Raw genomic sequence first — 18,085 nt, 5'->3', positions numbered from 1 at the left:
CTGAAACGACAGATAACTGCCGTTTTTTTTAATTCCCAGTTGACACAGTGTCACTTTATGCTATACTCATTTTTAACCAGACAAATGACATCGTGTCACTATTGAGAAAGGACGTCGCTTATGTTTTTAGCCTTAAAAGAATTAAAAAAAGAAAAACTACGCTCTGGCTTGATGATTGCCATGATCGTCTTGATCAGTTATTTGATCTTTATTCTCACCAGTCTTGCTTTAGGCCTGGCCCGCGAAAATACAGCTGCCATTAACCAGTGGGGCGCACAGCGAATCGCTTTAAATAGCACGGCCAATACGGATTTACGGCAATCATTTTTAACTCAGCAACAAGTAGGAAAATTATCGCAAAAAGAAGCCTTGATCGGTGAAACATCGGTTGTGGCCAAGGCCAGTGGCCACAAACAGTTATCGGCCACTTTTATTGGCTTAAAGTCACACCAGTTTATCGCACAAAATCTAAAATTGGCCGGTGGTCGCCCAGTGCGCCACGCCTATGAAGTGGTCGCTGACGATTCCCTAAAACGCGCTGGCTATCACTTAAATAGCCAACTGAAGCTCAACGATACGGCTCAAAAGTTCACGATTGTAGGCTTTACCAAAAATGCCAAGCTGAACATTTCCCCGATTATTTACGGGCAACTGACCACCTGGCAATCCTTACGCAACATGGTGAACGGGCCGGTCGGTAGCGCTATTGTGTCAAAAGACAGCCACTACAAAACCACCCAAAAAGGCGTCAAAGTTTACAGCAAACAACAGGTCATCAATAAATTACCTGGTTATACCGCCCAAAATATGACGTTTATGCTGATGATCGGCTTCCTCATGGTGATCTCACTGATTATCATTGCGGTTTTCTTGTACATTCTCACCATGCAAAAATTACCAAATTATGCGGTGCTACGGGTCCAAGGGATTCCCAGCAAAGTCTTGGTCGGCGCCACCATCAGTCAGTCGGTGCTGTTAGTCCTGAGCGGCTTGGCCATTGGCGCGCTCTTAACGGCCATCACCGCCATCATAATGCCAGCCGCAGTGCCAATGGCATTTGACCTAACCATTTTAGGCGCTGTCGGCGTAGGCCTACTGATCATGGCCTTATTGGGCGGCTTGATTCCCGTCAGAAGTGTGTTAAACGTTGATCCCATTAGTGTGATCGGAGGCTAAATTGATGAATGCATTTGAAATGAAACATGTTAACCAAACCTTTGGAACCGGTAGCGCCGAAGTCCAGGTGTTACATGATGTTAATTTTTCAGCCCAACCTGGCACGTTAAGTTTGATCATGGGGCCTTCTGGTTCCGGTAAAAGTACGTTTTTAACCATTGCTGGTGGTTTGTTGACCCCTACCAGTGGCACGGTAACTGTCAATGGCACCGACTACCATGACCGCTCCAAAAAAGAACGCGATGCGTTGCGGCTAGACGAAATTGGCTTCATTTTACAAACGTACCATCTACTGCCTTACCTCACCGTGGCGGATCAATTAAAATTGGTGACGAAAGTGAAGCCAACAGGCAATCTTGAGCCTGAGGCCCTCAAACAAGTCCTGGCCACATTAGGCATCCAAGACCTGCTGCACAAATACCCTGGCGAACTGTCCGGCGGCCAACAACAGCGGGTGGCCATTGCGCGGGCGCTATACCCCGATCCGGCCATTATTTTAGCGGATGAACCCACCGCTGCCTTAGACGGCGAACGGGTCAAAGTTGTGGCGCAGCTTTTGAAAACACTCGCCGTGCAGCACCAGAAGGCCGTGGTGGTGGTCACCCATGACGCCCGCCTGGTTGAAGCCGCCGACCAGCTTTATCACATGCAAGATGGGGTGCTCACCAAAGCCAGTTGATCTGAAAAGCGCTAGGGAAGCTTAATTTCGCTTCCCTAGCGCTTTTTTTCACGAGCCTGCTATAATAAGTGTTAACGAATTCAATCGAAAGAAGTGACAAGTCAAACTATGCCAACCCAAACCTTCCTTAACTTATCAGATGCCAAGCAAGAGCGAATCTTCCAGGCCCTGTTGACTGAATTTTCACACTACTCACTGGCTGATGCGCAAGTTGCGCGAATCGTCAAGGAAGCCCAGATCGCCCGTGGCGCCTTTTATAAGTATTTTGCGGACCTAACCGATGCGTACCATTATGTTTATCACCGGGCCATCATGGCCATTCATGAACCGTTGCGTGCGTTAATGCACGATAATTTACAAGCGGCTGACTACATGAAGTTTGTGCGTTTATTTGTGGACACCGCTGAAAAAAGTCGTTATTACGACTTAGTCAAACTGCATTTTGACAAAAATGAAGCGCTGTTGTCCTTAAACCATGCGGGTTCAAGCATCCCGGCCCCTTATACCGGGCAACAATGGGCGATTCAAGTCCTGTGCCACACCGCCATTAAAGAAATCTTGCTGCATCCCGACCAATCTGATAAGTTCCTAAGCTTTTTAGAGGCCGCCTTACAACGTTTGGTTTAACGATTGGTGCTTGGCTTTTGAAAACCGGCGGCTTAAGCTGGACCGGGTGCAACAAAATTTAAGTAAAGGTGCGTTTCATTTATGACAAAACAATCACAACAAAAATCGGCACGGGCACTGGTAATGGCGGCAGTTTTCATTGCAACCTTCATGACCTCTGTCGAAGTGACCATTGTCACCACCGCCTTACCCACCATCATTAGCAAGCTACATGGCTTGGCCTTTCAAAGTTGGATCATGAGCGCGTACCTGCTCACCACTGCGGTGACCACGCCGATCTACGGCAAACTGGCGGATGTGCTGGGGCGTAAGCGAATCTTTCAATGGGGTGTCTTGATCTTCACCTTAGGCTCTGGCCTGAGTGGCTTGGCCCCCCACATTGGGATCTTGATCTTGGCCCGCGCGTTACAAGGCATCGGGGCCGGCGCCGTTATGCCGCTGACCTTCACCATTATTGCAGACTATTACAGTTATGAAGAACGCGCTAAAATTATGGCGCTGAACAATACCGCTTGGGGCTTATCCGCGTTGATTGGGCCACTATTAGGCGGCTTTTTAGTGGATACCCTGTCCTGGCATTGGGTTTTCTTCGTCAACGTGCCTTTGGGATTAATGGTGCTGGTGCTGATCTGGATCGGTTATCGTGAGCCCAAGCGCCCGCAGGTGAAACTGCAAGTCGACCTGGCCGGTATTTTGTGGCTGGCGGTGATGTTGGTCAGTTTACTCCTTGCCGTGCAGCAATTAGACCATAAGCCCCTGGACACCTTATTCCTGTTCATCGTGGCTGTGATTGGGTTTAGCGGCTTATGGCGGTGCGAGCACCGCGCCACGGAACCCTTGATCGATCCAAAAATGTTTCAAAATAAAACCTTTACGGTTCAAATCGGAACGGCGATGTTATTAAGCGGCGCCTTGATTGCTTACCAAACTTACTTTCCAATTTGGTTACAGTCGCTGTACCATTTACCCGCCACCAGTGCCGGTTTGGCAGTGAGTTCCAGCTCCATTATGTGGCTGGTAGCCTCATTTTTCGTCGGCTACATTTTGGCGCATTACGTGCCCAAATACACGATTTTGTTAGTGGTCAGCATTTTAACCGTGGTTTACGCTGGCCTGCTGTTTACCAACTTACATTTTCCCGTGGCCTTATTTTATGTGATCGCCGCCTTAAATGGGACTGGCATGGGCTTAGTGGTCAGCATGAACACGATTTTAAGCCAGCATCTGGTGCCCACCAATATGATCGGTTCTGCAACGGCCATGTTCACCTTAGGTCGTTCCCTGGGACAAACCTTATTGGCCGGCATTTACGGTGCCGTTTTGAATCTCAGCCTGAACCTGAACCGGGGGTCGATTCCATTTCAGCAGCTGAACAAGGCCATTAGCGCGGATCACACGCAACACCTGGCCCATCAAGCTGCGATCAATTTAGTGCTATTACAAGGGCTGCATGCGGTTTTTGCAGTGGTGGTGGTTTTATTAGTACTCGTCTTACTGTTAAATTTATGGGATCCTAATCGTAACGTTATCAAATAAGTTTGCGCAAAGCGTCGACCTAAGTCGGCGCTTTTGTTCTGCCTTCATTAGCGGTATCATGAAATTAGAAGTTGGGATACCCTAACTTATTCTTGGAGGCGAGTTTTTCTTGAAAACAACATCTTTTTCACAACGGGCTTTTGTGGCAACGCTGCTAACCGGCACCTTTTCCATGTCGATTTCACAGTCTGCCTTAAGTACCGCTTACCCCGCATTTATGCGCACGTTTCATCAAAGTGCTAGCACTGTGGCCTGGCTCACCACCGGCTTCATGCTAGTCATGAGTCTTATGATTCCTGTTTCCCCTTGGTTATTGACCAACTGTGGGTTCAAACGCTTATTTCAAGGCGTGGTGGCCTTATTTGCCGTTGGAACTGCCCTGTGTATTTGGGCGCCCAGCTTTGGGCTGTTATTGGTTGGCCGGTTATTAGAGGCCTTAGCAGTAGGGATCATTTTCCCAAGTTTCCAAACGGTGCTGCTCACGATCACCCCGCAAACCCAGCGTGGCGCCGTGATGGGCACGGCTGGGTTAGTCATGGGGTCTGCCTTGGCCGTTGGTCCCATTATCTCCGGCGTCTTACTCACCTGGTTTTCATGGCGGGCGTTGTTTGCCTTATTCCTTTTGGTTTCAATTGGGGTGCTCATCGCTTCAACTCGGACCATTCGTGATGTGATGACGTTAACGCCTAGCCGGCTGGATTGGTTGTCGGTGATTTTGGCGGCTAGTTTTCCCGCTTTACTTTACGTGTTATCCACGGCCACCCATACTGACTTTACCCTGGGCCTGTTCATCATTGCCATTGTGGCGCTTTTAGCAGCGGTTTGGTTTGTCCGGCGCCAATGGCATCAGGAAAAACCGTTATTGCAGTTGCGGGTTTTACAAACATCCCAGTTCACCTTAGCTGTTTTTCTCACTGGGATCTCTTACATTGGGTTAATTGTCACAACGATCATCATGCCGCTTTATTTCCAAACGATTTTAAAAGTATCACCTTTGATCTCCGGTCTTTCCTTAGTCCCGGCCGCGGCACTTTTATCGGTGTTAAACCCGCGCGCTGGTAAAATGCTCGACGCCTTTGGCCCCCGGCGGGTGGTCATGATCGGCATGAGCTTGATCGTGGTGGGGTTTGTGGGCTTAACCTTATTAGCCGGTCACTTGCCACTGTGGCTAGCCATTGTTTGGGCCATGGTAGTTGAAGCAGGCAATGCCTTTGTGATGATGCCGGCTGTCACTACTGGTGCTAACGCCTTGCCCAAAGCCTTATTGTCTGACGGCACGGCCGTCACCACCACGGCCCGGCAGCTGCTAGGCTCCTTAGGGGTTGCCATGGCCACTGTGATCTTACAACAAGTTCAAACCGTCACTGGACAACCGATCGCCGGTTTTCGGGCCACCTTCTTCGTGTTTGCCATTGTCGGCTTATGCGGCTGGCTGTTAAGCTTACGCTTGCCGAAACAACGGGCCTAAAACGTCAAACTAAAAACCCAGTCCATTTGCGGACTGGGTTTTAATTTGGCCAAACAGCAGCATATAGTACCACGACCACAATGGCCGGTAATAAATTAGCTACCCGAATTTTCTTCGGAAACAGTAAATTGACCCCAATACAAAAGATCATCATGGAGCCCACCAACGAAATGCCATTGGTCATCGGGGTGGTTAAGAATTCATTGATCAACACCGCTAAAAAAGTCACTGCGATTTCCACCACAAACACAGGTAACGCACAAAAAGTAGCGCCTAATCCAAAAGCTGCCGTATAAATGGCAACGATCACCGCGTCCAATAACGCTTTGGTAAACAACATCGTGGGATCATGGGCCAAGGCGTCTTGCAACGGTCCAATGATCACCATCGCCCCTACACAAGTGGTTAACGAGGCGCTAACAAAGCCATCAATAAACTTTGAATCATTGCCTTGCCCCACCCGTTGCCGCAGCCAACGGCCGAGACGATCAAACTTCGCTTCAATATCAATTAATTCACCTAAAATGGCGCCAATTGCCAATGAAACAGTTGCCATCATGATGCCTTGCGTACTGATTTGATCGTGCTGGATCACCAGCATGCGGCTTAACGTCCCTGAGATCCCAATAAACAGCACCGCAACTCCAATGGCTTGCATCAACGTTTGTTGCAACTTTTCACTTAATAAACGCTGAAATAAATAGCCTAGCAGCCCGCCGATCACAATCGCACCAGTATTTACAACAGTCCCAATTCCTACAAAATAAATACGCGTCACATCCCTACTTTAACAGCTTCATTGTAGGCTCACCGGCCCAATCCGGCTTGCACATAATATTAAAAAATGTTACATTAAAAAATAATTAGATATATTAGAATATTATCATATCAAGGAGTGCTTTTCTATGTCTGCTAACTTAAAATTTGATGCAACGACCCGTCAATTAATCGTGCCAGACCAGCCTGAGATTCCGTTTATCCAAGGCGATGGCATTGGCCCTGAAATCTGGCAAGCTGCGCAGCCAGTGTTCGATGCGGCGGTTGCCAAAACGTACGGTACCCAGCGCCAAGTCAAATGGGTAGAAGTCCTAGCCGGCCAAAAGGGATTTGAAGCTACTGGTGAGTATTTACCCAAAGCCACTTTGGACAGCCTTAAGGACCACCTTGTCAGTATTAAAGGCCCCTTAACCACCCCGATTGGCAAAGGGTTTCGGTCATTAAACGTGACCATTCGCCATACCTTGGATCTTTTCGCCTGCGTCCGGCCGGTGCGCTATTTTGATGGCACACCAGCCCCTGTTGTGGCCCCAGAAAAGGTTGACATGACCGTTTTTCGTGAAAACACAGAAGACATTTATGCCGGGATTGAATTTAAAGCGGATTCACCTGAAGCAACTGAACTTAAAAACTTTTTAACCCAAACCCAACAAATCAGTAAAGTCCGTTTTCCAGAAACATCTGCTTTTGGGATCAAACCTGTCTCTGATGAAGGCACCGCCCGGTTGGTGATTGCCGCAGTGGACTATGCCCTGGCACAAGGCTTGCACAAAGTCACGTTAGTGCATAAAGGCAACATTATGAAATTCACAGAAGGTGGCTTTAAAAACTGGGGCTACGCCGCCATTGAAAAGCACTTCAGTCAACCCGACGTATTAACCCAATTACAATACGATCAAATCGCACAGGAACAAGGTGCCGCCGCAGCCGACCAAGCCCAAGCGGCGGCTAAAGTCTTTGTCAACGACCGGTTACCAGATAACTTCCTGCAACAAATTTTGTTACATCCGGAAGATTACCAAGTGATCGCCACTTTGAATCTCAATGGGGATTACATTTCTGATGCCTTAGCCGCACAAGTTGGCGGGATCGGCATTGCCCCTGGCGCCAACATTAACTATGATACAGGCCATGCGGTGTTTGAAGCCACCCACGGTAGCGCACCTGACTTCGCCGGCCAAAACAAATTAAATCCTAGTTCATTGCTGCTTTCTGGTGCTATGTTGTTTGATTACCTCGGCTGGCAACCTGTGGCCCAGCGCATTCGCGCTGCGATTGCCACTGCCGTTGCCGCTAAACATGTTACTTGGGACTTTGCCCAACAATTATCTGATGCCACTGAATTAGGTACCAAAGAATTTGGCGCTTACTTATGTGACTGTATCGCAAAGCAAGACTAAATCACTTTTAAAGCGTACGTTTAGGTGCGCTTTTTTGTTGGTCTCGCTAAGCTACTCGCTATCGTTTCCCGCTAAAAACCAGTATAATAATTAGACAGAAAGAGGTGTTTCATGTGAAACAACGGGTGTTACAACTAGAAGGTGGCGTGAATTTTCGCGAATTAGGCGGTTACGCCACTACCACTGGCCAGCAAGTCAAATGGCAAAAGATTTTACGGGCCGGCAGCCTGGATCAGCTAACGCCAACTGATCTTGTGACCTTAAAGCACTATGGCCTGCGTTACGATGTTGACCTGCGTTCAGAACATGAAGCGCGTGTTTATCCTGATCGATTGCCGGCTGTGACGCAATATACGAATACACCGGTTTACCCATTTACAGACGATCATGCCTTGCGTGGCTTACAGATCAACTTACCTGCTTCGCCGTTTGCCATGTTTACCCAAACCTACCAACAAATGGTCGCTGATTCCCATCCCCAACAAGCTTGGCGGCAAATTTTCAGTGATATGCTGGCCAATACCGGCGACAACGAAAGTGTGGTCTTTCACTGTGCGGCAGGCAAAGATCGTACCGGGGTTGGCGCGATTTTAGTGCTGGCCGTGTTAGACGTTTTACCCGCTGTGATCCAGCAAGATTACCTCCTGACCAACCAGATCTTTGGCGCCCGCCAGCATGAAATTGCCCAAATCGTGGCGGAAAACGAAAGCGAAGCCATGACCAATCAAATGAACCAGCATTTAAGCGTGGAGGCGACTAACGTGGCGGCTGTTTTGGCCACCATCAAGGCTTTATCGGGTTCGCCAGAACGTTATCTCCAAACCGAACTAGGCTTTTCAAAACAGGACGTAGCTGATCTCAAGCGCCTATATTTAACCAAATAGATTTCAAAATAATGAGGCTGAGCCGTAATTACTTATTTTGGTTTGCACACCGCACCCGGCCGATTTTAAATTTATCTGAAAAAGGAACAAAATCGGCCTCTAACGTGCGCCATAATGCAGATTCCGACCTTTAACAACAAAGTAGCTCCAGACTCAAAAACCAGAGTCCGGAGCTACTTTTCGTTAATCCTGGTCACCTAAACGCATTATGGCCCACCCACATTTTTGCACGCTTTTAAACAGCTTGTGCAGCGGGTTGTGCGTCCGTTGCTTGCGCCTGACGCGTATGTTCTGCTAAGTGGACCAAATGGGTCAAGAAGGCATGGGTCTTCGCATTATAATTGTATTTTTGACCTAACTTCACCAGATAACCATTGATATAATCCACTTCGGTGGGCCGATTTTTACTCATGTCTTGGTACATGGATGGGTAATGCAATGGATTGGCAACCTTACTAACATAGTTAACCGATGCCAATTCTTGTTCCCGGGTGTTTAACATCACAATGCCATCACGCTCGCAAACATCATAGGCCTCGTCGATCAATTGCTTGGACATTTCATCAGCACCAGGGTAGCCGGCATATTCGCCCATGGTGATCTCAAACAAGGTACACAAGGTGTTGACCACCGAATTGAACACCACTTTTGCCATTAACGTGCCTTTAAAGTTGGTGGTTAAATTAGGATGGAAGTTGGCCTTTTCTAATTCAGCGACTAATTGGTGGGTCAATTCATCTGGCTTTTCTGTATAATTGGCTAAATTCATGGTGCCGGCCCCTGGTTTCCCCACAAAGTCCACCTGACCAGGCTTGTCTAAAATCGTCGCCACTAAAGCGGTGCCTGCAACGACTTTTTCGGGTTTAAAATATTGTAATAACTTTTCAACATGGCCCATGCCATTCATGCAAGTCAACACATACTGTTGGTCATTGAAGAAATGTTCGCAACGTTTCAACATATCAGCTAATTGCATTTGCTTGAGGAAGAAGATCAGAACATCCTGGTCTTGGCGTTGGTACTCTTCAGGATAAAAGACTTTGACCGGGACTAAATGCTGATTCTGGTGGTCACGGTTCACATAAACGCCGCCTTGCGCGCGCATTTTTTCAACATGTGGTGCCCAGCCATCCACAAATTCAACCTCGTTACCTGCTTCTTGCAACAAAACCCCATAGCGCAACCCCATCGCACCTGCACCAACAACTGTAAATTTCATAATCTCAACTTCCTTCCTCAAATTTAACCGATTAAAAAAGTCCCCTAACTGTCTCTGACAGTTAAAGGACGAAAATTCGTGTTACCACCTTTTGTTTGCATCTTGCTCGCGCAACATGCCTCTCCCTGTACGGCTACCGAAATAGCGATACAATGACGCAATAATGGGCGCACCCACCGGAAATTACTTGGTTCATCCCGGCACTCAAAGATGATCTTCTTTCAGATTCAATTGGCTTCCTTTCACCTGACGAAGCTCGCTGACAATTGAATGAGAAATACTTTTTCTTTTTCAAAGTGTTTTGTAATTTATTTTTAATCGGTTACTAATTGCCTATTAATCTATCACGGTTCTTTTCAGTTGTCAACTGCTAGCCAAGATTTTTTAAAAAGACACCGACCAATTCATCAATCACGCCACCTCATGGTCATGTTGGCCCCTGTTCTTAATTCCGATTACTTCTATCCAAGGGGCTTGTAACAGCATCCTGAACCTAGTCGGCCAGATCGTGCCTCTCATCAAATTTTTAAAAATTCTGCTTGACACGATTTTCACATTAGGCCTATACTTAGTGCAACAACTTACGGAAGAGAGGAACCAACGATGACAAAGTTTTCGCAATTCAATTTGAACAGTTCATGGCAAAGCCGGCTAATCAGATTGTAATTCCGCCACACGGATACAATCTGGCAAACAGTTTGTATCTGTGCCGGCTTAACTTTGACATCCAAAGAAGTCTGCATGGGTTTTAACACAGCAGGCTTCGGTTCCGTAAAGGGCAAACCAGAGCTTTCTGGTTTGCCCTTTTTTTATTTCCAAATTCTGCCCACAAAAAAGGTTCAAAAATTTTGAGTTGAGGTGAACAAAGTGAAACGCATGATTGCATTTATTACCGCATTAGTGGTTTTCTTGGGGGTTGCATTTTTCAAAACAGGCGGTACACAAACCACAAAAACCAACAAGATCCCAACCGTTGGGATTCTCCAATTACAAACCCATCCTGCCTTAGACGCCATTCATCGCGGCGTGGTCGCTGGTTTAAAGGAAAACGGTTATGTCCCCGGCAAAACCGTTAAAATCGATTATCAAAACGCCCAAGGGGATCAAAGTAATTTGAAAACCATGAGTCAAAAATTCATGAATGAAAATGCAGCTGAAACAGTGGCCATTGCCACCCCAGCCGCGCAGGCCTTGTCAACAGCTGCCAAAGGCAAAACACCGGTGATCTTAGCCGGAATCACGGATCCAGCTGGCAGTGGTTTGATCAAAAGCAATGAAAAACCAGGCAACAATGTTACCGGGACTTCTGGTGAATCCCCGCTTAAATCACATTTAGACCTGTTACGGCAATTATTCCCCAAGGCCAAAACCATCGGGATCATTTATACCACTTCTGATCACGGTGGTGAGTACAACGCCAAGAAATTCGCTCGGATCTGTAAACAAGAAGGCGTGGCTTACAAGATGTATACCTTAGCCAACACCAATGATATGCAACAAGTTTCTGAAACTATGGCCTCACAAGTGGATGCCGTTTACGCACCACAGGATAACGGCGTTGCCAGTGCCATGAAGACCTTGATCAACGTCACCAACAAAGCCAAGATCCCAGTGATCCCAGCCGTTGATACCATGGTAAAAGATGGCGGCTTAGCCACCTTATCCGTTGACCAATACGAATTAGGCAAGTTATCTGGTGAAATGGCAGCCAAGGTCTTAAAAGGCAAAGCAACTAGCAATTATGCCATCAAATTAATTACCAAAGGGAAGATGACCGTGAACTTAAGTGAAGCCAAAAAATTAGGCTATACCTTCCCAGACAGCGTCTTAAAAGAAGCACAAACAAAGGGGGAAGTTTTCAAATGAGTATGATCGTTTCTAGTATCGGGCAAGGGCTCTTATGGGCCACATTAGGGGTCGCCTTGTTCTTAACCTTCCGCATTTTAGATTTCCCTGATATGACCGTTGAAGGCACGTTTCCATTAGGCGCTGCTGTGGCCGTCACCTTGATCGCCCACGGCATGAACCCCATTTTGGCATCGGCGTTAGCCTTTGTTGCCGGCGCTGTGACTGGTTTAGTCACAGGCCTGCTGTACACCAAAGGCAAAGTGCCAATTTTGTTAGCCGGGATCTTAGTCATGACCGCCTGCTTATCCATTAACTTGCGGATCATGGGTGGCAGCTCCAACGTTTCGTTATTGGGTAAAACAACGATTTTCTCCAATCACTTTTTAGAATCATTACCAAAATATTTCGACAGCGTCTACGTCGGCTTTATCGTGATTGCCGTGATCACCGTTTTGTTAGTGCTTTTCTTGCAAACCAACTTAGGCCAAGCCTTTATCGTCACCGGTGATAACCGCGTCATGGCCCGTTCCATTGGAATCAACACCGATAACATGACCATTATGGGCTTAATGGTCTCCAACGGTATCATTGGTTTAGGTGGCGCCTTAATCGCCCAAAACAACGGTTACGCCGATGTCAGTATGGGGATCGGGATCATCGTCATTGCCTTAGCCTCAATTATTATTGGGGAAGTTGTGTTCGGTGAATTAACCCTGAACCAACGTTTAGTCGCCGTAACCTTAGGCAGTATTTTGTATCAATTTGTGCGCTTATTAGTCTTACAATTAGGCTTCAACACCAACGATATGAACTTGTTATCCGCCATTATCCTGGCCATTTGCCTCATGTTACCGCAGTTTAGTAAAGCCTTACACTTGAACCATGTCTTGCAGAAAGGAGTCGCCAAATATGACGCAGACTAAAACACCGTTACTCGCGCTTCACAACATTGTGACCACCTTTAATGCAGGCACCCCCAATGAAGTGACGATTTTAAATCAATTGAACTTAGATGTTTACGAAGGCGACTTTGTCACCGTCTTAGGCTCTAATGGGGCGGGTAAATCAACCCTCTTTAATACCATTAGTGGCGATTTACCAGTTACCAGCGGCACGATCACCTTAAAGGAGCACGACATTACCCATGCTTCGGTTGAAAAGCGCACCGCCTTTTTAGCCCGGGTGTTCCAGGATCCTAAAATGGGCACCGCCCCGCGCATGACCGTTGCCGAAAACTTATTACTGGCCAGCCAACGTGGGCAACGACGCACGTTACGCTTGCGCCACCTAAAATCAAATTTGGCGCATTTCAAAGAACTGACGGCGACCATGAACAACGGGCTGTCCGAACGCTTGAACACCGCTACTGAAAACCTGTCAGGTGGCCAGCGCCAAGCGCTGAGCTTCTTAATGGCCACGGAACAACGCCCTGATTTACTGTTACTAGACGAGCACACAGCGGCGTTGGATCCCAAAACCAGTGAAGAACTGATGCATCAAACCAACCTGCACGTAACGGAACAACAATTAACCTGTCTCATGATCACCCATCATTTAGATGACGCCTTGAAATATGGTAACCGCCTGATCGTATTGGATCAAGGTAAGGTCAAATTTGACGTTCGCGGTCAAGCCAAAGCAGAACTAACCAAGGACAAGCTATTAAGCTTCTTTGATACGATTGAATAAGCAGCCACTAAAAAAACGCCATTTTAGGCGTTTTTTTTAGTCGTGCCAGGTTACGATCGTGCGAATCGGATGTGCCGGTACCCCGCCATATAATTGGTGCGAACGATGCACGTACGGTTTGCTGGTGACCAGTGACCCGTAACTTACCACATTATGATCCCCTAACTCCGCCCCAGATAAGACACTGACTTGCGCCGCTAACCAGTTATGCTGCCCTAGCTGGATGCCTTTTTTCGGGAATTGTTGATCGCGATATTGAATGTGATGGCCATTCCCATCGATCAACGCCACCTGCCACCCAAAAATATTCTCTGCACCGATCCGTGACGCATGAGAAATCGACAGCAGACCATTGCGGTTCATCCAAAAAGAGGCCCCAATGGTTAAGTGCCCGTGGTCGATGATTACACTACTGCCTGCACCAATGAACATTGGCCCGGTGACCACCAGCTCACCGCCATTTTTAATGATCAAACTCCCAATTCCTTGAATGGGAATTTCTTCAGCGCCAAACAAACCAATTTTTAACATTGCAAATTTCAACTGTGGATTGGTAATTTGAATACTTCCGCGCGCGACCTTTACCCGGTAACGATAGTGGATCAGCAACGGTAAATGCCGGGCCACCGCAAACGGAAAAATCCTAAAGTTCCAATAAATACTCCTCAAAATAGAGAGTAAAATCGTCATATCAGATGCACCTGCTTCCTCTCAGGATCAAACTGTCACAACAAAAATAAGCTAACCTGACTCGCTTTAACTTTATCGTACTGATTTAATGGCTCAAACTCAAAAAATATACATCCCTCATTTTGGTTCACAAACCAAGTGAGAATGGCTAAAATGGAAAGTAAGACAAGGGGGGATCATCATGCCAACTGAATCAACCTTGGCGTTGGCGTACGCAAAGATCGCTGACCCAGCACAACTGCAGCAGCCTGAGCCACAATTGCGCTTACGGGCCTGCTTAGCTGTTTTTAGTACCTTCGGCTACCAAGACACCACATTTCATGAACTTGCTAAAAATTTAAAAATACCAGAGCGGCAATTGCATAAACGTTTTCCGTCAAAATTGATGGTCGCTGCCGCCATTTTAAAACCATTTCTCAAAAATACCCTGCCGCAGTATTTAAAACCACTGACACCGGCCACATCACTGATGGCGAGCCTTGAACAAATTGTGCCTGCCTTTTTGCGTCTCATGCACGGCCAGCCACAACAAATGCAACTCTTAACGACTTTAATGAACCAAACAACGGCGATCCAATCCGAGCAAATCGCTTATTTTGCACAACTCTTATTGGCAGCCGATCCTGATCATTTCCAACGCTTACGCCAGGCCCACTTGATCAGCACCGATGCCGACACAGAATTATTGTTGATTATTTTCACAGCGGTAACCACATATTTCACTGAAAATAATCTCTTTGACCCAGACGTCACCGCATTATTATCTGCCGAAAAGGAAATCAGTGGCATTATTGCTTTCTTGACCCAGGCTTTAGCGGCCACCCCTGAACCTTAAAGCTGACTGGACGCACTGCCTGAAATGGCAGTGCGTTTTGATTCTAAATTGACCTAAATCAAGCAAAATCCTGTTAATCATTCAGCTTGCCACAAAAAAATTAAGCTCACTTTATCATAAAATTTTGTTTGTTTTAAGCAAATTACACTATAAAAATGCTTTTAATTGTATTTATATTCCTATTTTATGACAATGTCCGGCAGCTCAAAAAATAATTGTTGAAACCGTTTTCTCATTACTAGTATACTCATGCTACAGCAACCAATTACACATCAAAGGGACTGTGCTTTCAGTCACCTTTGGAAGGAGTTTGATCATGAAAAAACGGGCATTTGCAGCACTATTATTGGGTTTATTAGGCGCTGGTATCGCTGGCGGGACACCTACGTATGCGGCAGATAAGGTAACGTTACACTATTCAGCCGCTGCCAGTTTGAAAGACACCTTAACCGAAATCGGCCAGAAGTACGAAAAAAAGCACAGTAACATCAAGTTAGAGTTTGATTTTGCGGGTTCTGGTCAAATTAAGCAAAAAGTTTTAGAAGGTGCCCCAATCGACGGTGTTTTAACGGCCAGTGAAGCAGATATGACGGCCTTAACCGATAAAAACAAGGCCACGAACAGCTTTGTGTTACTTAAAAATGACCTGGTTGTCGTCCAAAATAAAAAGGCGGATCCTTTAAAAGGCTCTTTAACCAGCGACTTAAAGCAGGCTAAAAAGATTGCCATTGGGCAACCAAAACTGGTCCCTGCTGGTCGTTATGCCACTGAAAGCTTGCAGAAGCTCAAATTAGACCAAACATTAAAATCTAAATTTGTTTATGCTAACGATGTTCGCCAGGTCTTAGCTTATGTTGCCGCTGGCAATGCTGATTTAGGCTTTGTTTATCGCACCGATGCTAAAATCAGTAAAAAAGTTCGCATTGTGAAAACAGTGCCTGCCAGCACCCACGCCCCGATCCGTTACTACGTAGGCGTTACCACTACAGATAAGACCGAGAAAAAAGCGGTGCAACAATTTAATCGTTATTTAAAGGGTAAAACAGCACAAAAGGTTTTCAAGGCGGCCGACTTTAAAATGGCCACGGTGAAGTAATGTTCTTGCCTGTGCTCCATTCATTAGTAATCGCAAGTGTCGCTACTGCGATTACTTTTTTAATTGCATTACCGTTAGCCTATTACCTGCTCCAATACCGCCTACGTTGGGGTTGGCTCCTGGAAAGTTTATTCCTGTTGCCCTTGGTGCTACCGCCAACGGTGATTGGGCTTTTCTTGCTCCAGGCCTTTGGACAATATGGCATTCTCGGCCAATTACTGGCGATTTTTCATGGCTACAGTGTGATCTTCACCTTAACTGGTGCTACGCTGGCAACTTTGATCGTCGTGCTTCCCATTATCTATCAGGCCATCAAAGCGGCCCTGCTAAGTGTTGACCAAACCTTGATCGAAGCCGCAACAGTGATGGGGGCCTCTAACTGGGAAATCATGCGCTATGTGATCATCCCCAATGCCTATCAAGGCCTGATCATTGGCCTGCTGCTCACCTTTTGTCGCGGGTTAGGTGAATTCGGTGCTTCATTAATGGTCGCCGGTTACATTGAAGGCAAAACGGACACCATTGCCACCTCGATTTACTATGCCATTCAAAACGGCGACGCCCGCACCGCAATTTATCTCAGTACTATCGATATTGCCATTGGTATTTTTGCCTTACTGATCATTCATTTTCTCAGCGCCCGTCAAACGAGGTGATGTTATGTTGACCATCAACGTTGAAAAACAAATGGCCCATTGCCATATTCAGTTTAAAGCCCGCCTTACCCAACAGATCTATGGGTTAATGGGGTCATCCGGAACTGGTAAAACCACTGTTTTGCGCATGCTTGCTGGTCTATTGACACCAGATGCTGGTGAAATTACCTTTAACGATCAAGTTTGGTTTTCACAGCAGCAACAATACAACCTACCGGCACGCCAACGACAAGTGGGCTTTGTCTTCCAAAGTTTGGCGCTGTTTCCAAATTTAACAGCTTGGCAAAATATTACTTTTTATCAGAAGTTAAAGGCCTGTCCACCCCCTTATCCTGACGCATTGCAGGAACGTTTAGTGGCCCAATTAGGCCTAACGCCTTATTTACAGCAACCCGTTAACCAACTCTCTGGCGGCCAACGTCAGCGCGTAGCGCTGTGCCGTGCCTTGGTCCAACAACCGCAATTATTGCTGCTCGATGAGCCGTTTACCGGCTTGGACGATGCATTACGCCATCAGACCATTGCTTTAACGAAACAAGTGCTGGCCGAACAGCCCCAAACACAAGTTATTTTAGTCTCTCATCGCCGTGATGAGCTCACGGCCCTTACAGACCAGCTCTTACAATTGACCTCTGTTCAAACACCGTAAAAGGCCTTATGATAGAGGTGTTCAATCGGTTTCAAAAAGTAAGTGTTTTATGAACTGAACGCATGATCATAGGGAGGTTTTTTGAACATGGCTCAAAATGACGTTGAAACAATTCTTTTAAACCATCGGACGATTCGGCAATTCACCACCAAACCGATTCCAGATGAACAAGTCACCCGTTTCTTAAACGTGGCCCAAATGGCTGCGAATACGCAATTTATGCAATCTTATTCGATGTTACGCATTAAAGATCCCGCCCAACTGGCGGCCATCTCTAAAATTGGCAACCATGATTTTGTAGCCGACCACGGTGAATTGGTGATTTTTATTGCCGATCAAAATCGGAACATTACCTTTGCCAAAGACGCCGCTGATTCCCAACATTTAGCGGACTTCGATCATTTTCTAGCTGGCGTTTTTGATGCCACATTAGCGGCACAAAATTTTGCAGCCGCTGCTGAAAGCGAAGGGTTAGGTACCTTGATTATGAGCTCCATCTTAAATGACGTGCCCGCAATGGTGAAACTGCTTCATTTGCCACAGTACACCTTCCCATTATTTGGGGTTGCCTTTGGTGAGCCGAATGATAAACCTGAACAAAAGCCTCGTTTGCCACATGCCGTTCATGTGATGACGGATACCTATCACCACGTGGCTGACTATGACGCACAAATCGCGGCTTATGACAAAACCGTTTACGCTTACTACAACACCCGCAAAGGTCAGCCGCGGCAAGAGCGCTTTAGCCACATGGTCAGCCGCTTAGCCGACGTACACAACCCCAACCGCGCTGATTTTAGAAGCTTAATTGAACAACAAGGGTTTAAACTTTAATCGGACTCAAAAAACAGCGCTG

At 46.7% G+C, this 18,085-nt stretch carries 18 protein-coding genes and 1 other annotated feature; of the genes, 15 read left to right on the top strand and 3 right to left on the bottom strand.

The window, feature by feature from the left end:
* The first annotated feature begins 120 nt into the window (after positions 1-120).
* From FC07_RS01870 to FC07_RS01850, 5 genes are all read left to right on the top strand, one after another.
* Positions 121-1,176, top strand: coding sequence for an ABC transporter permease (locus FC07_RS01870; protein WP_057903435.1), 1,056 nt, complete (start codon positions 121-123; stop codon positions 1,174-1,176).
* A 4-nt stretch (positions 1,177-1,180) separates the two neighbouring features.
* The gene (locus FC07_RS01865) at positions 1,181-1,855 is read left to right on the top strand and encodes an ABC transporter ATP-binding protein (protein WP_057903434.1); all 675 of its coding nucleotides are present in this window, start codon (positions 1,181-1,183) and stop codon (positions 1,853-1,855) included.
* 108 nt (positions 1,856-1,963) lie between these two features.
* Positions 1,964-2,482: a TetR/AcrR family transcriptional regulator gene (locus FC07_RS01860; RefSeq protein ID WP_057903433.1), complete on the top strand. Its 519-nt coding sequence runs from the start codon at positions 1,964-1,966 to the stop codon at positions 2,480-2,482.
* Between the two features lie 81 nt (positions 2,483-2,563).
* Positions 2,564-4,018 (top strand): MFS transporter, encoded by a 1,455-nt coding sequence (locus FC07_RS01855; protein WP_057903432.1) that lies wholly within the window; start codon positions 2,564-2,566, stop codon positions 4,016-4,018.
* Between the two features lie 172 nt (positions 4,019-4,190).
* A complete protein-coding gene (locus FC07_RS01850; protein WP_083483160.1) occupies positions 4,191-5,486 on the top strand; it encodes an MFS transporter in 1,296 nt (431 codons plus the stop codon).
* A 40-nt stretch (positions 5,487-5,526) separates the two neighbouring features.
* On the opposite strand, the gene FC07_RS01845 is transcribed toward FC07_RS01850, so the two are convergent.
* Positions 5,527-6,264, bottom strand: a complete 738-nt coding sequence (locus tag FC07_RS01845; protein ID WP_235807432.1) for a DUF554 domain-containing protein — start codon at positions 6,262-6,264, stop codon at positions 5,527-5,529.
* Positions 6,265-6,391: 127 nt separating this feature from the next.
* Between FC07_RS01845 and icd the strand changes: the two genes are divergently transcribed.
* A complete protein-coding gene (icd, locus tag FC07_RS01840) occupies positions 6,392-7,663 on the top strand; it encodes an NADP-dependent isocitrate dehydrogenase (protein ID WP_057903430.1) in 1,272 nt (423 codons plus the stop codon).
* A gap of 113 nt (positions 7,664-7,776) precedes the next feature.
* Complete coding sequence (locus FC07_RS01835; protein ID WP_057903429.1) at positions 7,777-8,547, top strand: tyrosine-protein phosphatase; 771 nt, start codon at positions 7,777-7,779, stop codon at positions 8,545-8,547.
* Positions 8,548-8,782: 235 nt separating this feature from the next.
* Here the strand turns inward: FC07_RS01835 and FC07_RS01830 are convergent, their stop codons facing one another.
* Positions 8,783-9,766 carry a ketopantoate reductase family protein gene (locus FC07_RS01830; protein WP_057903428.1) on the bottom strand — a complete coding sequence of 328 codons (984 nt, stop codon included), beginning with the start codon at positions 9,764-9,766 and terminating at the stop codon, positions 8,783-8,785.
* Between the two features lie 61 nt (positions 9,767-9,827).
* Positions 9,828-10,070, bottom strand: a binding site (T-box leader).
* A 572-nt stretch (positions 10,071-10,642) separates the two neighbouring features.
* Between FC07_RS01830 and trpX the strand changes: the two genes are divergently transcribed.
* From trpX to FC07_RS01815, 3 genes are read left to right on the top strand one after another with little or no spacing between them, the layout of a single operon-like run.
* Positions 10,643-11,632, top strand: coding sequence for a tryptophan ABC transporter substrate-binding protein (trpX, locus tag FC07_RS01825; RefSeq protein WP_057903460.1), 990 nt, complete (start codon positions 10,643-10,645; stop codon positions 11,630-11,632).
* Positions 11,629-12,537, top strand: coding sequence for an ABC transporter permease (locus tag FC07_RS01820; RefSeq protein WP_057903427.1), 909 nt, complete (start codon positions 11,629-11,631; stop codon positions 12,535-12,537). Before trpX ends, FC07_RS01820 begins: the two co-directional genes overlap by 4 nt.
* Positions 12,524-13,303 carry an ABC transporter ATP-binding protein gene (locus tag FC07_RS01815; RefSeq protein ID WP_057903426.1) on the top strand — a complete coding sequence of 260 codons (780 nt, stop codon included), beginning with the start codon at positions 12,524-12,526 and terminating at the stop codon, positions 13,301-13,303. The genes FC07_RS01820 and FC07_RS01815 overlap by 14 nt, the downstream gene beginning before the upstream one ends.
* A 36-nt stretch (positions 13,304-13,339) precedes the next feature.
* On the opposite strand, the gene FC07_RS01810 is transcribed toward FC07_RS01815, so the two are convergent.
* On the bottom strand, positions 13,340-13,993 hold the full coding sequence (locus FC07_RS01810) for an acyltransferase (RefSeq protein ID WP_057903425.1): 654 nt from the start codon (positions 13,991-13,993) through the stop codon (positions 13,340-13,342).
* Positions 13,994-14,174: 181 nt separating this feature from the next.
* Here FC07_RS01810 and FC07_RS01805 point away from each other — a divergent pair, with 181 nt between their 5' ends.
* The 5 genes from FC07_RS01805 (at position 14,175) to FC07_RS01785 (ending at position 18,063) form a co-directional block, all read left to right on the top strand.
* The gene (locus FC07_RS01805) at positions 14,175-14,828 is read left to right on the top strand and encodes a TetR/AcrR family transcriptional regulator (protein ID WP_057903424.1); all 654 of its coding nucleotides are present in this window, start codon (positions 14,175-14,177) and stop codon (positions 14,826-14,828) included.
* A gap of 316 nt (positions 14,829-15,144) precedes the next feature.
* Complete coding sequence (gene modA, locus FC07_RS01800) at positions 15,145-15,924, top strand: molybdate ABC transporter substrate-binding protein (protein WP_057903423.1); 780 nt, start codon at positions 15,145-15,147, stop codon at positions 15,922-15,924.
* A gap of 11 nt (positions 15,925-15,935) precedes the next feature.
* Positions 15,936-16,580: a molybdate ABC transporter permease subunit gene (gene modB, locus FC07_RS01795; RefSeq protein ID WP_235807434.1), complete on the top strand. Its 645-nt coding sequence runs from the start codon at positions 15,936-15,938 to the stop codon at positions 16,578-16,580.
* 4 nt (positions 16,581-16,584) lie between these two features.
* A complete protein-coding gene (locus tag FC07_RS01790; RefSeq protein ID WP_057903421.1) occupies positions 16,585-17,229 on the top strand; it encodes an ATP-binding cassette domain-containing protein in 645 nt (214 codons plus the stop codon).
* 87 nt (positions 17,230-17,316) lie between these two features.
* Positions 17,317-18,063, top strand: coding sequence for a nitroreductase family protein (locus FC07_RS01785; RefSeq protein WP_057903420.1), 747 nt, complete (start codon positions 17,317-17,319; stop codon positions 18,061-18,063).
* Positions 18,064-18,085: the final 22 nt, after the last annotated feature.

Origin of the sequence: Loigolactobacillus bifermentans DSM 20003 (assembly GCF_001434575.1) — a bacterium.
Classification (GTDB): domain Bacteria; phylum Bacillota; class Bacilli; order Lactobacillales; family Lactobacillaceae; genus Loigolactobacillus; species Loigolactobacillus bifermentans.
This window is presented reverse-complemented; position numbering and strand designations above follow the sequence as displayed.